The organism is Rhodococcus sp. AG1013, from assembly GCF_003350365.1.
GTDB lineage: Bacteria > Actinomycetota > Actinomycetes > Mycobacteriales > Mycobacteriaceae > Prescottella.
The window spans coordinates 53,094-68,215 of record NZ_QQAT01000029.1 but is presented as its reverse complement, the minus strand read 5'-3'; the positions used below and the strand labels follow the sequence as shown (position 1 = coordinate 68,215).

The window sequence follows — 15,122 nt, the reverse complement described above, 5'->3', positions numbered from 1 at the left end:
TCGACCCCCACGCCGGCCACATCCTCACCAACCGAGGGACGCCGACCACTTGGAGTGAACTCACGACAAGTCGTGTGTCACTACATACCGTCTAGTCGGTGCGTCCGTGCTGTTCGAAGGTGCGCAGCAGCATCCCCAGTTGCCCGTACGCGGCTGTGGCGAGGCGTTCGAGGAGCGCCGACTTGATCTGTGGGGCATCGGCGGTCAGCCGTGCGAAGCCGTCGGGCGGCAGTACCGCGAGGGTCACCGCGGTGTCGGCGCGGACGTCGTTGAGAAATGTCGAGTTCAGCAACGTCGGCATCTCCCCGAACGTCATCCCCGCCGCCAGTGTCGTGATTCGGTGGATCGCGCCGTCCGCCGAGGTGACGGTGGTGCTCGCGCGGCCGGACAGGATCAGGAAGATCCCGGCGGCGGGGTCGGCGCGTCGGGCGATCAACTCACCACGCGCGAAGGTCCGCGACTCGAGTTCGTCGGTGAATCTCTCGAACTGGTCGGCGGTGAGGTCGGCCAGGAGCGGATGCTGCTCCAGGTCGATCGACTCGGGCTGACGGCCCCCGCGGCAGTGCCGCGCCAGCAGTATTTCCTCGCACCACTGGGTGGCCCAGTCCAGGTCCGCGAACACCCGTCCGCCGGGATCGTCGGGTGCAAGGGTGGACAGGGTGTGTCCGAAGAGCCCCTCCGGGTCGACCAGGGCGCTGTGGCACCCGCCGTCGGCGAGGTCGGCCCGCAGCGACTCGATCATCCGACGAGCGATCCCGCTGACTTCGTCGACCCGGCGCACATCGACCACGACGGCCTCGAGGTCGGCGCGTTCGGCGTCGATCTCCCGGACCGCCGTCTCGGCGCCGGTGAACAGTAGATCGCCGTGCAGTTCGTAGATCCGCGCGCGGCTTCCGAAGGCGTCGAGAGTGGCCAGCTCGGCGTCGGTGCGGCGTGTGCGCGACGGCGCCGAGCCGACGTCGTAGCGTGCCCGGATCGACGAGCGGGCGGCCCGGGTGACGTGCAGGAAGTGCAGTTCGAGGTCGCGGGACAGTTCCCGGCACGCCTGCACGCCGCGGACGCTGTTGCCGTGCCGGTCGAGTCGGGGGGAAAAGACGGCGATGCCCAACTGTCCGGGCAGCACCGCGAGGACGCCACCGCCGACGCCGCTCTTGGCCGGCATCCCCACCTCGGTGACCCACTCGCCGGCGGCGTCGTACATCCCGCACGTGGTCATCACGCTGAGGACCCGCTCGACGAGGGCGGGGTTGAGCACCCGGTCCCGGGTGAGCGGGTTGACGCCGTTGTTCGCCAGGGTCGCCGCCATCAGCGCGAGGTCGCGGCAGGTGACGTCGATCGAACACTGCCGGAAATACAGGTCGACGGCCTCGTCGGGGTCGCCGGTGATGACGCCGAACGAGCGCAGCATGTAGCCGATCGCGCGATTGCGGTGCCCGGTGCGGGCCTCGGACGTGTACACCGCCTCGTCCAGCGTCAGCTGCCGTCCCGCGCAGCGCGAGTAGAGCTGCCGGATCCTTTCGAACCGCTCGGCCGGATCGGCGCCGGCGACCAGCGACGCCGACGTGATGGCGCCCGCGTTGATCATCGGATTGCGCGGCCGCTCGGTGTCGGGGTCGAGGCTGATCTCGTTGAACGCCTCGCCGGACGGCTCCACATCGATCTTCTCGGCGACGGCGTCGACGCCTCGGTCGGCGAGCGCGAGCGCATACGTGAACGGCTTGGAGATGGACTGGATGGTGAATGCGGTGCCGCAGTCGCCGACCTCGTACACGTGCCCGTCGGACGTCGCGACGGCGATCCCGAAGCGGTCGGGTGTCACCGCCGCCAGCTCGGGAATGTAGTCGGCGACGTTCCCGTCGTGATTGGCCCGGACCACGTCGTACACCCGGGTGATGAACTCGTCGACCACATTGCCCATGGAGCAACAGTAGGATGAGCGAACAGTCCGGGATGTGTATTCGAGCACGAGCGGCGCGGTCGGATCCGATGCCGAGCGGCCTCGTGTTCGGCGGCTCCGTAGACTTGTCGGGCTGTCGTGTGACAGCCCGTGAACCTGCTGGAGGGAGCGATCTCGTTGGGTGTCCTTGCCCGTATCCAGACGCCTGACGACCTGCGTCAGCTCGATCCTGAGGAGATGAAGGAACTCGCCGCGGAGATCCGCGAGTTCCTGGTGCAGAAGGTGTCCGCCACCGGCGGTCATCTCGGCCCCAACCTCGGCGTCGTCGAATTGACGCTCGCGCTGCACCGGGTGTTCGATTCGCCCTCCGACCCGATCATCTTCGACACCGGCCACCAGGCCTACGTCCACAAGATCCTGACCGGCCGCAAGGACGAGTTCGACTCACTGCGCAAGCAGGGTGGTCTGTCCGGTTACCCGTCGCGCGCCGAGAGCGAGCACGACTGGGTCGAGTCGTCACACGCGTCGGCCGCGCTGTCGTACGCGGACGGGCTCGCGAAGGCGTTCGAGCTGTCCGGGCAGAACCGGCACGTCGTCGCGGTGGTCGGCGACGGCGCGCTCACCGGCGGCATGTGCTGGGAGGCGCTCAACAACATCGCGGCCGGCCGGGACCGCTCCGTCGTGATCGTGGTCAACGACAACGGCCGCTCCTACGCCCCGACCATCGGCGGGCTCGCGGACCACCTCGCGGCGCTGCGCCTGCAGCCGGGCTACGAGCGGATCCTCGACAACGGCCGCCGCATGGTGAAGAAGATGCCGTGGGTCGGCCGGGCCGCGTACCAGCTGCTGCACGGGATGAAGGCCGGACTCAAGGACGCCGTGAGCCCACAGGTGATGTTCACCGACCTCGGGATCAAGTACCTGGGCCCGGTGGACGGGCACGACGAGGTGGCGATGGAGTCGGCGCTGCGGCGGGCCAAGGCCTTCGGTGGTCCGGTGATCGTGCACGCCGTCACCCGTAAGGGCATGGGTTACGCCCCCGCCGAGAACCATGTCGCCGACCAGATGCACGCCACGGGCGTGATCGACCCGCTCACCGGTCGCTCCCGCGGAACCTCGGCCCCGGACTGGACCTCCGTGTTCTCGGCGGAGCTCATCGCGCAAGCTGAGCAGCGCGACGACGTCGTCGCGATCACCGCCGCGATGCCGGGCCCCACCGGGCTGGCCGCGTTCGGCGAGCGCTTCCCGGAACGGATGTTCGACGTCGGCATCGCCGAGCAGCATGCGGTCACCTCGGCCGCCGGTCTCGCGCTGGGCGGCATGCATCCGGTGGTCGCCATCTACTCGACGTTCCTCAACCGTGCGTTCGACCAGTTGCTGATGGATGTCGCGCTGCTGAAGCAGCCCGTCACGATCGTGCTGGACCGTTCGGGCATCACCGGCGTGGACGGCGCGAGCCACAACGGCATGTGGGACCTGTCGCTGCTGGGCATCATCCCCGGCATCCGGGTCGCCGCGCCCCGCGACGCCGCGACCCTGCGCGAGGAACTGCAGGAGGCGCTCGCGGTGGACGACGGCCCGACGGTGATCCGGTTCCCGAAGGGTGCCGTCGGCGACGACGTTCCCGCGGTGCGCCGCCTCGACGGTGTCGTCGACGTCCTGCAGATGCCCGAGGACGACCGCGGCGACGTGCTGTTCGTTTCGGTCGGTTCGTTCGCTGGGCTGGCACTCGAGGCCTCCGAACGTCTCGGCCGGCACGGGATCTCAGCGGCGGTCGTCGACCCGCGGTGGGTGCTCCCGGTGCCGGAGTCGCTGGTCAAGCTCGCCGAGAACTTCCGGATGGTCGTCACCATCGAGGACAACGGCCTGCACGGCGGGATCGGTGCCACCGTGTCGGCGGCGCTGCGCTGGGCCGGCGTCGACGTTCCGTGCCGGGACCTGGGCGTGCCGCAGCAGTTCCTCGACCACGCGTCCCGCGACCAGATCCACAGTGAGCTCGGTCTGACCGCGCAGGACGTCACCCGCCAGGTCACCGGTTGGGTCGTGGGCCTCGACCGGGCGAAGACCGACGGAGAGGTCGCAGTGGGGCTCGACAAGCAGGCACTCGACAAGCCGGGTCTCGACAAGTCGAATCCGGCTGTCGGATAGAGGCTTCTACCGGAACGCCGCCTCGAGTGCCTTGATGCCGACCTTCGGGTCGAGCAGCCCGTGGTAGATCGGGGGGATCGGCTGGTCGACGTCGAACAGCGTGTAGACGGCGTGCATCGCGCCGTGGACCGAGTATTCGACGGTGAACACGACGTCCTCGGGCAGGGAAGTGAACTGCCCGAGGAACGCGAAGTTCTCGGAGCCGGCGGGGATCACCTTCGGGCGGTCCTCCGGCACCCGCCGGCTGAACAACGCCGACGCGTACGGCATCATCACCGTCGTCACGTCGGTGGTGGCGAGCACCTCGTCGAGGATGTCTTCGAAGCCGTACTGGTGGATCAGTTCGGTGAGAATCTCCTTGCCGGTCGCCTGGGACATCTTCTTCTTGACGTAGTCGCCCTCGTTGTCGATGTCGAACCCGTAGCCCCACAGCGTGTAGATGTCCTCGGGCTGCTCCGGGAAGTGGGGCTGGTACGGGATGGCGGTGGACAGGTGCCACCCCGACTCGAACCACGTGGTCAGCGCGCCTGTCCCGGGCTCGTTGCCGGTGTACTCGGTGATGCGGCGCAGCAGGGTGTCGCCGCGCATGGTGAGGGTGAACGACTCCCACTTGTTCTCGTCGATGTTGCCGTAGAAGGTGTTGGGCCGACCGAAGTCCGGCGCCTTCTTCGCGATCTCCTCCCACAGCGACCAGTCGTGGTCGACGCGGTCGCGAATCAGTGGTGGGACGTCGTTGTTGCCGCCGTAGGTGGAGTCGGCGGTGATCGAGCCGAGCGTGACGAACGCGTAGTCGTTCTCGCCGAGGTCGATCGTCGATCTGCCGTCGGCGTTCTCGACATGCAGACGGGTCACCCGCCGCGGCTGACCGGCCTGGGCGAAGTCGACGTCGACGACGCGGTTGGCGAACCGGACGTCGACATTGCGCGACCACATCCACCGCTGCAGCGGTACCACCATCGAGTCGTACTGGTTGTAGACGGTGCGCCGGACACCGGACAGCGTGTGGATCCGGGGAAATTCCTGGACGAAACGCAGGAAGTAGCGGCGCAGTTCGGCCGCCGAGTGCCACTTCTGGAACGCGAACGTTGTGCGCCACATCTGCCAGAAGTTCGTGGTGAAGAAGTGGTCGCCGAACATCTCGTCGATCCGGCGGGCGCCGAGCGCCCGTTCCGGCAGCCCCAGCAGGCGCATCATCTCGAGCCGGTCGCGGTTGTCGAGGCCGAGTTGCGACGCGTCGACGATTGTGTGCCGCGCGTCGATCAGGCGCGCCTTGTCGTTCGTCTTGACCTTCGCGTTGAAGTCGAGGATCTCCTGGCGGACGCTGATGTCGGGATTCTCCAGCGACGGAATCGACTCGAGCAGATTCCACGTGCACTGGTAGGCCTCCTCCTCGAGTATCCGTCCGCCGCGGGTGACCCAGCCGTCGGTGACCGCGGGGGAGCGTGCGCCGTCGAGGGCACCGCCCTCCACGTCGAGTTCCTCGAGGATGTGCACATGGTCGCCGGGCACGCCGGCGTCCCGGATCGCGAAGGCGGCGACCGCCATTCCGGCGATGCCGCCGCCGACGATCCAGAGGTGGGCCTGTCTCGGGTCGACTGCCATGGGGGACCTCCCGCTTCGGAGCGGCACCCCCGACACCACGCATCCCGGCGACGTCGGGTGCCGCGGGGAGCGACATCGCGAGGACCCACGCCAAGTGTTCGCCACCGGTCGGGCGCCGTCAACAGGCCGGACTCGATCGGTTTCGGGTCGGTCTGTGAATGGCTGTGCCGTTCAATGCGTTTGGGATAGTCCCCTGTGTCGGGTGACAATGGTGGCGCCCGGGGAGCCCCGGTGTGAACCACGGGGGAATTGTCGACTGCGTCGGAAGGACTCGATTCGGGTGCCGGAAATGACTGAGCTGTCCGCAGATTGCGGGCAGTGCTTCGGGCTGTGCTGCGTCGCGCTGCCGTTCGCGAGGTCGGCGGACTTCGCTGTCGACAAGGACGGCGGGACGCCGTGCCGCAACCTCGTCGACGACTTCCGGTGTGGCATCCATACCGAATTGCGGACGTCGGGGTTCACCGGCTGCACCGTGTACGACTGCTTCGGCGCCGGACAGAAGGTGTCGCAGGTGACGTTCGGCGGTCGCAGCTGGCGGGACGCCCCGGACACCGCGCGATCGATGTTCGACGTGTTCCCGGTGCAACGGCAACTGCACGAGCTGCTGTGGTACCTGGAGGAGGCGCTCCGGATCCGGGCCGCGGCGTCACTTCGGTCGGAGCTGACGGCGCTGCGGGACGAGACCGTGACGCTGACCGACAGCACGCCGGACGTGCTCGCGGGCCTGGACGTGGCCGAGCACCGTGACAGGGTCAACGGCGTGCTCCTGCAGGTCAGTGAGCGGTTCCGGGCGGGTGCTCCTGGACGTCCCCGCAATCACCGCGGCGCGGATCTGATGGGTGCGAAGCTGGCTCGCAAGGATCTGCGCGGGGCGAATCTGCGCGGCGCCTGGCTGATCGGTGCGGATCTGCGGAACGCGGATCTGCGGATGGCCGACCTGATCGGCGCCGACCTGCGGGGCGCGGACGTGCGGGGCGCCGATCTCTCGGACGCTCTGTTCCTGACCCGGTTCCAGATCGGTGCCGCGCGGGGTGACGCGCACACGAAGCTCCCGTCGGCGCTGTCACGACCCGCTCACTGGTAGCGCTCAGCCGGCCTGCTCGAGGGTGCGGCCGCGGGTCTCGGTCACGAACTTGGCGACGACGAAGAGCGAGAGCAGCGACATCACCGCGTAGCCGCCGTACGTGAGCGACAGGTTCCAGTCCGCGAGGGACGGGAATGTCGCGGACACGAGGAAGTTCGCGACCCAGTTGGACGCCGTGGCGACGCCGACGGCCGCCGCCCGGACCCGGTTGGGGAACAGTTCGCTGATGAGCACCCACACCACCGGACCCCACGAGAGCGCGAAGAAGAACACGAACGCGTTGGCGGCGATCAGCGCGACGGTGCCGCCCGCGCCCGTCAGGGTCGCCACCGACTCGCCGATGTCGTTCGTCGTGACCGTTGCCGAATGGAAGCAGACCGCGGCGGTCGCGAGGGAGGCGGCCATTCCGACCGAGCCGACGAGGAGCAGGGGCTTGCGCCCGATGCGGTCGATCACGGCGATCGCGACGAACGTGCCGACGATGTTGACCAGCGCGCTCACGACGCTGATGAGAAGCGAACGGTCCTCGCCGAATCCGACGGCCTGCCACAGTGTGCTCGAGTAGTAGAAGATCACGTTGATGCCGACGAACTGTTGCAGCGCGGCCAGCGCGATGCCGACCCACACGAGCGCCGCGACACCGGTGGTCTTCGAGAACAGGGTCCGTACGCCCACCCGGGTGCGATCGGCGCCGAGGGACGTGCGGATCTCCTCGATCCGGCGCGTGACGGCCTCGTCGTCGCCACCCTCGAGCTCGCCGATGATCGTGCGGGCGGCGTCCTCTCGGCCGCACCGTACGAGGTGCCGCGGTGATTCGGGGATCGTGAAGGTCATCACGAGGTAGAGCAGCGCCGGCACGGACTCGATCGCGAGCATCCACTGCCATGCCTCGACGCCGAGGAGTTCACCGCGCCCGCCACCGGCGGCCGACGACAGCGCGTAGTTCACGAGTTGGGAGATGGCGATGCCGAGCACGATCGCCAACTGGTACATCGAGCCGAGTCGGCCGCGGATCGCGGCGGGCGCGATTTCCGCGATGTAGGCCGGTGCGATCACCGACGCGAAACCGACTGCGACGCCGCCCAGTACACGCCACAGAGTGAGGTCGACGATGCCGAACGGGAACGCCGAGCCGAGCGCGCCGATGACGAACAGCACCGCCGCGATCTGCATCACCCGGATGCGGCCGAGCCTGTCGGCGATACTGCCCGCGACCCAGGCGCCCAGCGCGGCGCCGAGCAGCGTCAGCGACACCGACAGACCGGTGGCCCCGGCGCCGATGTCGTAGCGGTCGCGTATGGAGCCGACCGCACCGTTGATCACGGCGGTGTCGTAGCCGAACAGGAAACCGCCGAGTGCGGCGGCGGCGGAGAACAATACGGCCAGCCCGACGGCGGCGTGAGCGGCTGAGGGCTGCCCGGTGGTACCGAGATTCGACATGGGCGGCCTCCCATCCGAGGATTCCTTCAGCCGGGACGCTACGCCGAATTCGTCGGGTTCGGTCGCGATGGCGCCGGGTAGTAGCATTGCGCCGATTCCGGGGGATGGAACGTAGGGGGAGTTCGGTGCGTGGGGGCTGCACAGATCTCATTGCCGAGATCGACGCTTTCTATCAGGGCTTCGGGCAGCCGAACGCGCTGTTCGACGCGTTTCGCCGGGCACCGCTCTTGGTGCCCCTGACGGCCGAGAACCGAGTGTGGAGCTCCGAGATCCGTGATCTCGGATGGGTTCCCGCGTTCACCAGTGAACGCGAGTTCGCGCGGCACGCTCTCACACGTGGTGAACGCATCGAGGCGCGTTACCACACACTGTTCGGTTGGCGGATCGTCGAGCAGGTCCTGCCCAGCTTCGACCGGCAGACCGGGGTGGTCGTCGACGTCGCTGGTGCTCGCCCGATGGCCTTTCCGCCCGATCTGGGTGCGGCGCGATCATGAGTGCAGGGCTCGAGGTCGATCCCGTCGTTCTGCGGCAGGCGGCGCAGGGGATCACCGGGATCATCGACTCGCTGTCCGAGCTCGGGATCGGTGAGACGGCCGCGGCGGGTAGGGGTTTCGCGATGCTGGCGCTGTCGCCGATGGAGGCGGGATCCGAGGCGGTTCAGAAGAGTCTCGAGGAGTACGCGGAGCGGTGGTCGTGGGGCGTGCGCAACCTCGTCCGGTCGGCGAACGAGATTGCCGAGCTGCTCGATCTCCAGGCCGGGCGCTATCACATGATGGACCAGCAGCTCTCCGACACCGTCAAGACCGCATGGACCCATGTCGCGGGAAATCCGCACCTCGGTGAGGGGGAGATCAGCGAGCGGTCCTGGGGCGAGACGTTGGCGGACAACCCGGTCAACAACGTGCTCCATCCCGACTACAGCGGGGAGTCGTTCGACGCCGCGATGGACACGATCCGGACCAACAACGAAGTGATCTCGGCGGTCGGCGCGCAGGCGTTTGCCAACGTGTCGCCGGTGGTCGCGGACGTTGTCGGTGTGGACGTTGCAAGCGGTTACCACACCGGCGCTGCCGAGCAGGCGGCGTCGGTCATGCATGACCAGACCTGACCGACGGCCAGGGCTGGGGCAGGGCGGGGGGAGAACTGATGGGCTATGGGTGGGACGACGTCATCGGAGGCCTGCGACTTCGTCGAGGACGCGGCCGAAGGAGTTGTCGAAAAGGCCGGCCAGGTGGCCGATGCCGGTCTCGACGGCCTGGCGGGTGTCGCCCGCGGCCTGGGCGCGGACGGGGTTGCCGACGTCCTCACGGACCTCGGCGACCGGGTTGCCAGCAGCACCGGTGGTGCGGTCGACGAGGTCGAACTCGGCCAGACCACCGATCCGCGGGAACTGATCCGTGGCGACGCCGGTGCGGTCAACGAGGCCGTCACCACGCTGACCGAGCTGGGCACGAACATCGGGTCCACCGGGACCTCCCTGCGCACGGTCGACGCCGCCGGCCGGACCGGCGACGCGGCCGATGCATTCCAGGCCGTCTACGACAGGCAGCCGGCGTTGTGGCAGGACGCTGCCGATGCGATGACGTCCGCCGCGCAGTCGCTGACCTGGTGGGCGAACACGATCGAGTCGGCGCAGGCGCGCGCAGCCGACGCGATCGCGCGATGGGAGCAGGCCGCGACAACGCCGCGTCACAGATCGCCGGTCAGTTGGCGGCCCTGACCGACTCGGCGCCCGAGGAACCGCCGTTCACGCAGCGGATGGCCGCGAACTTCGGAGACCTGACCGACGTGATCGAGCACGGCAGCGTCAACTTCACGTCCGGTCTCGTCACCGGCGTCACCGGAATCGTGCAGTTCGTCCGACAGGTCAACCCCGTCGATCCGTACAACCTCAGCCACCCGGCGGAGTACGTCGAAGGACTCAGCGACCTGACGACCGGCCTCGTGGTGGCGGCGGCGGATCCCGGGGCCGTGGTGGAGGCGTTCCTCGCCGACGCACGGGCCAACCCGTTCGAGTTCGCGGGAGCGCTCACCGGAGACGCGCTGCTGACGGCGGCGACGGGTGGCGCCGGCGCCGGAGTGGCCGGTGCGCGGACATCCATGCACGCGGTCGAGTTGGCGAGTGACCTGGGGAGCGGCCTGCGGACCGCCGACCATGTGGCCGACGCGACCCGCCACGTCCCGACGCCCGACGTCCCACGCATGGAGGCCCCAGGGCTCGACTCTCCGAGAATCGATGCGCCGGAAATCGATTCACCATCGTCGCTGCACGACACGGACCCAGGCACCCCAGACCAGTCCACCCCCGCGCACGACGAGGGCTCGACCGGCGCCGGCCACGACCCCGACTTCACTCGTCCAGCCGAGGGCGAAAACCCGAACCCACAGCATCTCGCCGAATCCGACTCCGGCGCGGCGCGGACCGCGGAGGACAACGGCCCGGCGAGCGACCAGACGAGCAACCAGGTCACCGAGTGCCAGGACCCCGTCGATGCCGCCACCGGCGAGTTCCTGCTGCCCGAAACCGATCTGACGCTGCCCGGCGTGCTGCCGCTCGGGTTCGGGCGGCGACACCGCTCGAGCTACGGATTCGGCCGGTGGTTCGGCCCGAGTTGGTCGTCGACGATCGACATGCGGGTCGTGGTCGAGGAATCGGGTGTCACATTGCTCGCCGAGGACGGCGTGATGGTGGTCTATCCGCACCCGGCGGTGGGCGAACCCGTCCGTCCGAGACAGTCGCTGCAGCGCTGGACGCTCTCGCGGACCGAGACCGGCGGCTACGCGGTGCACGACCCGGACCGGTCGCTGACCTGGCACTTCGCCCCCAAACCCGAACTCGGCGGGGTCGATTCGGCGCTGGGCAACATCGCCATCAGCGCGATCACGGACGGGTTCCGCAACCGCATCCGGTTCCACTACGGCCCGGACGGTGCACCGGTCGAGGTGTCCCACACGGGCGGCTACCGCGTGCTCGTCGACGCGCGCGGCGGACGGATCGGCGCGCTGTCGGTGATCGACCCGGAGACCGGTGCCGCCGTCGTGGTCCGCCGTTTCGGCTACGACGGCGGGCATCTGACCGCGGTCACCAACGGTTTCGGCGGTACGACCCGCTACGCGTACGACGCCGACGGTCGGATGCTGTCGTGGCAGGACGCCAACGGCAACCGGATGGTCAACACCTACGACGCCGACGGACGGGTAGTGGTCCAGAACGGCACCGACGGCATCATGTCGGCCCGCTTCGACTACGTGCCGACGGCCGACGGGCCGGGGTCGGTCACGGTTGTCACCGACTCGCTCGGGGCCCAGACCGCGCACGGGTTCGACAGCGACCTGCGGCAACGGGACCTGATGTCGCCGAACGGCTCTCGCACGCACACGGACTACGACGAGCGCCGCGAGCCGCTGCGCGTCACCGGCCCGGACGGCGCCGTGACCCGGTACCGCTACACCGCCGACGGCGACGTCGCGCAGATCACCCGGCCGGACGGTCACTCGATCACCGTCGACTACGCCGGGCCGCGCAGGCCGGTCGCCGTCCACCAGGTCGACGGCACGGTCGTCCGCCAGGACTGGGATACCGCGAACAACCTGGTGGCCGTCACCGACGCCGGGGGAGCGCGGACCGAGTACACCTACCACTCGACCGGGGCGGTGTCCTCTGTCACCGAGCCGACCGGCGCCCGCACCATCGTGGAGTGTGACGACGCCGGGCTGCCCGTCGCCGTCACCGACCCGATGGGGGCGACGACGCGCATCGCGCGCGACGCGTTCGGGCGCACCGCCTCGGTGACCGACCCGACGGGTGCGGTGACGCGACTGCGGTGGTCGCCCGACGGCAGGCTCCTGGAGCGGACGCATCCGGACGCCGCAGTCGAGTCGTGGGAGTACGACGGCGAGGGAAACCTCGTGCGGCACACCGACCCCGTCGGCGCGACGACGTCGTACACGTACGGATCCTTCGATCTGATGGCCTCGCGGACCGACCCGGACGGCTCGGTCACCGCGTACACGTGGGACACCGAGCGGCGCCTGACGGCGGTCACGAACCCGCTCGGCCAGACCTGGTGGTACGAGTACGACGCGGACGGGCGTCTGGTCGCCGAATCCGATTTCAACGGTGCGCGAACCGCATACACGCACGATGTCGCGGGACGAGTCGCAACGGTGACGTCCGCGACCGGCGTGACGCGCCACCACTCGCACGACATCCTGGGCCGCCTGCTCGACGTCACCGCCGACACCGGCGAGTTCCGGCGCTACACCCACGACCTGGCCGGACGGACGCTGTCGGCAGTCAGTGGCATCGGCGGGGATCCGATCCACACGGTCGAGTTCGAGTACACGGCTGCGGGGCAGTTGGCGCGGCAGAGCGTCGACGGAGCGGGCGAACTGCGCTTCGACCACGATCCGTTCGGGCGGCGCGTCGAGCGGCGTTCGCACACCGGAGGTGTCACCGGGTGGCGCTGGAATGCGGCGGGCCTCGTCGCCTCGGTGGCGGTCGACGGGCACTCGATCGGTCTCACCTACGACGCGCGCGGCGCGGTCACCGGGTGGAGAGCGGGAGAGTTGGGGATCACTCGTGGCCACGATTCGCGCGGGCGGCTCACCATGCAGGAGGCGGTGGCGCATCCGGCGTCGTCGCTGAGCTTGAGTTTCGATTCCGGTCCGGCCTCCGCTTCGCGGGTGCTGCGGTCCGACGTGTTCGACTACCGTCCGGACGGCTATCTGGCCGGGCAGACGACGACCACCGACCGGGTGCTGCGCCGGCAGTTCGAGCTGGATGCGGCGGGCCGCATCACATCCGTGGTCGACGACGGCACCGCGGTGGAGCGGTACGCGTACGACGCGCTGAGCAACATAGTGACGCAGACGGCCACGGCGGAGCGGGATGACGCGGGCCGACGCGAATACCACGGGACGCTGCTGGTGCGCGACGGCCGCACGCGGTACAGCTACGACGACGCCGGCAGGCTGATCCGCAAGGTCACGACGCGACTGTCGCGGAAACCGGATGTTTGGCAGTACCGGTACGACGCGTTCGACCAGATGGTCGAGGTGACGACGCCGGACGGGGTGCGGTGGAGGTACAGCTACGACGCCCTGGGCCGGCGCACCCTCAAGTCCCGTCTCGCCGCGGACGGGTCGGTGGCGGAGCGGACCGTGTTCACGTGGGATGCAACGACGTTGGTGGAGCAGTCCACGTCCGACCGCGTCACCCGGTGGACCTATCAGCCGGGAACGCACACGCCCCTGACCCAGGCCTCGGTGCCGGCGGTGGAGCTGGCGGATCAGGCCTCGGTGGATGCCGAGTTCTACGCGATCGTGTCCGACCTCGTCGGCACGCCGACCGAACTGGTCGATCCGGTGACGGCCGACGTCGCGGGGCGGTCGGCGATGTCGTTGTGGGGGAGCACGTCCTGGGCCGGCGCCGCCGACACCCCGATCCGGTTCCCCGGCCAGTACTTCGACGACGAGACCGGCCTGCACTACAACCTGCACCGCTACTACGACCCCGTCACCGCCCGCTACGCGACGATGGACCCGCTGGGACTCGCGCCGTCGCCGAATCCGAACAGCTACCCGCACAACCCGACGGTGTGGTCGGATCCGCTCGGGTTGGTACCGGACCCGTGCGCCCGGGAGCAGTTCGGCGAGACCATCCCTGAAGAATCGCTGAGAGTGATAGATCAAATCAGGGATGCGGGGGTGATATGGGAGTACGGAGTCTCGGGCCCAGACGTTCCCAAAATGTTCAACAACGATGGTCGCTCAGGAGGAGAGATCCTCCCGCATGTTGATGAAATCGGCAATCCAATCAAATATCGTGAGTGGGGTACGGTGCCTACCGAGGGTAACCCGACCCCAGGGTCCGAGAGGATTGTTACGGGCTCCGACCAGTCGATCTACTACAGTCCAGACCACTACAGGAGTTTTATCCCATGGACAGGCTAGATCCCGCTACGGCTCTGACATCGAACGCGCGACCGTGGGTTTTTGCAGGTGGGGCGGAAGATCTTGAGGTTTCTGTTGGTGATGTTTCCAGGTCATCTGACACGCTGGTCTTTCATTTCGACGCCACGGATATGTCAACACTCGATGACCTCTTCGAGATCTACGGGAAAGCCTTCAGGTTCCCGGCCTACTTTGGCAAAAATTGGCCTGCGTTTGATGAGTGTTTGACAGATCTTCGCGACATGCCATCGCCGAAGTATCTCGTGGTCATCGAGCATGCAGAAGTCATACTGGTAAGAGATTTCGATGAACTGGTGACATTCTTAAAGGTGTGTTCTGAGATCGGAAGGTACTGGTCAACTCGAGTTGGCCTAGGGGAACGCTGGGGAGGTGGGGAGGTTGCATTCAATACGCTGCTTTCCTTTTCCAGCCTGTCGGGTCCAGTGTTTGATGTGGCGAGTTCGGGCGGCAACGTTTTAGTATTTTAGATCGAAGCCTCGATTGGATGTTTTTCGATAATCCATCGGTGTGGGCAAAGCTCTGCAACCCGGATGTCGAGGGTGGTGCCGACGGAGGCGTGGTGGGTGTAGGGCCCCTAAGTCTTGGATAGATGTATTTCTGGAGTGGCCGTGCGACTCGCGGGATGTTGGATAGGAGCACCCTAATGATGTCCTTCGGATGGTGCCGGATTTGCGATGCGGGGGATGTCACGCCTGCCATGCTGGAGAGTGGTCGTATCGTCCTGATGTGTGACGAATGCGGGACGGTGAGTATGGGGGCGAAGTTGCCGAGTCGCTACTTAGAAAGTTTCCTGCGTCGACGGATTCTTCGATATCTGGGTATGTCGACTTCAGCGAATTTAGGGTTGACGAAACACTGGCCTCGGAGGGCCTGGCCTTCCGTGATTCCTTGAACCGTGGCCTCGCCGCTCGGGGGATTGCCCCCCGCATATGGAACCGGATTCCGCCCGCGATGGATTAATTTCGGAAGTTTGAT

At 67.8% G+C, this 15,122-nt stretch carries 10 protein-coding genes; 7 read left to right on the top strand and 3 right to left on the bottom strand.

All coding sequences use genetic code 11. The annotated features are described in order from the left end of the window. Positions 1-91: 91 nt before the first annotated feature. Positions 92-1,918, bottom strand: coding sequence for a glutaminase A (glsA, locus tag DEU38_RS25750; protein ID WP_114724209.1), 1,827 nt, complete (start codon positions 1,916-1,918; stop codon positions 92-94). Positions 1,919-2,074: 156 nt separating this feature from the next. Between glsA and dxs the strand changes: the two genes are divergently transcribed. Then, complete coding sequence (dxs, locus tag DEU38_RS25745) at positions 2,075-4,045, top strand: 1-deoxy-D-xylulose-5-phosphate synthase (RefSeq protein ID WP_114724218.1); 1,971 nt, start codon at positions 2,075-2,077, stop codon at positions 4,043-4,045. Between the two features lie 6 nt (positions 4,046-4,051). Here the strand turns inward: dxs and DEU38_RS25740 are convergent, their stop codons facing one another. Next, positions 4,052-5,647, bottom strand: a complete 1,596-nt coding sequence (locus DEU38_RS25740) for an oleate hydratase (RefSeq protein ID WP_114724208.1) — start codon at positions 5,645-5,647, stop codon at positions 4,052-4,054. Positions 5,648-5,936: 289 nt separating this feature from the next. On the opposite strand from DEU38_RS25740, the gene DEU38_RS25735 reads away from it, so the two are divergent. Then, complete coding sequence (locus tag DEU38_RS25735) at positions 5,937-6,731, top strand: pentapeptide repeat-containing protein (protein WP_217487197.1); 795 nt, start codon at positions 5,937-5,939, stop codon at positions 6,729-6,731. Between the two features lie 3 nt (positions 6,732-6,734). Here the strand turns inward: DEU38_RS25735 and DEU38_RS25730 are convergent, their stop codons facing one another. Next, entirely contained in the window at positions 6,735-8,171 is a 1,437-nt protein-coding gene (locus DEU38_RS25730; RefSeq protein WP_114724217.1) for a sugar porter family MFS transporter, read from the bottom strand. A 104-nt stretch (positions 8,172-8,275) separates the two neighbouring features. Between DEU38_RS25730 and DEU38_RS25725 the strand changes: the two genes are divergently transcribed. Genes DEU38_RS25725 through DEU38_RS25710 form a run of 5 tightly spaced genes read left to right on the top strand, consistent with a single transcriptional unit; the run spans position 8,276 to position 14,614 of the window. Further along, a complete protein-coding gene (locus DEU38_RS25725; RefSeq protein ID WP_114724206.1) occupies positions 8,276-8,665 on the top strand; it encodes an SseB family protein in 390 nt (129 codons plus the stop codon). After that, complete coding sequence (locus tag DEU38_RS25720; RefSeq protein WP_114724205.1) at positions 8,662-9,279, top strand: hypothetical protein; 618 nt, start codon at positions 8,662-8,664, stop codon at positions 9,277-9,279. Before DEU38_RS25725 ends, DEU38_RS25720 begins: the two co-directional genes overlap by 4 nt. Positions 9,280-9,324: 45 nt before the next feature. Beyond that, positions 9,325-9,891, top strand: coding sequence for a putative T7SS-secreted protein (locus DEU38_RS29535; protein WP_258558166.1), 567 nt, complete (start codon positions 9,325-9,327; stop codon positions 9,889-9,891). Beyond that, positions 9,834-14,126, top strand: a complete 4,293-nt coding sequence (locus tag DEU38_RS25715; protein WP_258558165.1) for a DUF6531 domain-containing protein — start codon at positions 9,834-9,836, stop codon at positions 14,124-14,126. The genes DEU38_RS29535 and DEU38_RS25715 overlap by 58 nt, the downstream gene beginning before the upstream one ends. After that, a complete protein-coding gene (locus DEU38_RS25710) occupies positions 14,114-14,614 on the top strand; it encodes a barstar family protein (RefSeq protein ID WP_114724204.1) in 501 nt (166 codons plus the stop codon). Before DEU38_RS25715 ends, DEU38_RS25710 begins: the two co-directional genes overlap by 13 nt. Positions 14,615-15,122 lie beyond the last annotated feature (508 nt).

What these genes read in the sequence shown, in the direction of transcription:
- DEU38_RS25740 (WP_114724208.1), bottom strand. Translation starts at nt 5,647, where the DNA reads ATGGCAGTCGACCCGAGACAGGCCCACCTCTGGATCGTCGGCGGCGGC.
- DEU38_RS25735 (WP_217487197.1), top strand. Translation starts at nt 5,937, where the DNA reads ATGACTGAGCTGTCCGCAGATTGCGGGCAGTGCTTCGGGCTGTGCTGC.
- DEU38_RS25710 (WP_114724204.1), top strand. Translation starts at nt 14,114, where the DNA reads ATGGACAGGCTAGATCCCGCTACGGCTCTGACATCGAACGCGCGACCG.
- DEU38_RS25715 (WP_258558165.1), top strand. Translation starts at nt 9,834, where the DNA reads ATGGGAGCAGGCCGCGACAACGCCGCGTCACAGATCGCCGGTCAGTTG.
- glsA (WP_114724209.1), bottom strand. Translation starts at nt 1,918, where the DNA reads ATGGGCAATGTGGTCGACGAGTTCATCACCCGGGTGTACGACGTGGTC.
- DEU38_RS29535 (WP_258558166.1), top strand. Translation starts at nt 9,325, where the DNA reads ATGGGTGGGACGACGTCATCGGAGGCCTGCGACTTCGTCGAGGACGCG.
- DEU38_RS25720 (WP_114724205.1), top strand. Translation starts at nt 8,662, where the DNA reads ATGAGTGCAGGGCTCGAGGTCGATCCCGTCGTTCTGCGGCAGGCGGCG.
- DEU38_RS25730 (WP_114724217.1), bottom strand. Translation starts at nt 8,171, where the DNA reads ATGTCGAATCTCGGTACCACCGGGCAGCCCTCAGCCGCTCACGCCGCC.
- DEU38_RS25725 (WP_114724206.1), top strand. Translation starts at nt 8,276, where the DNA reads ATGGAACGTAGGGGGAGTTCGGTGCGTGGGGGCTGCACAGATCTCATT.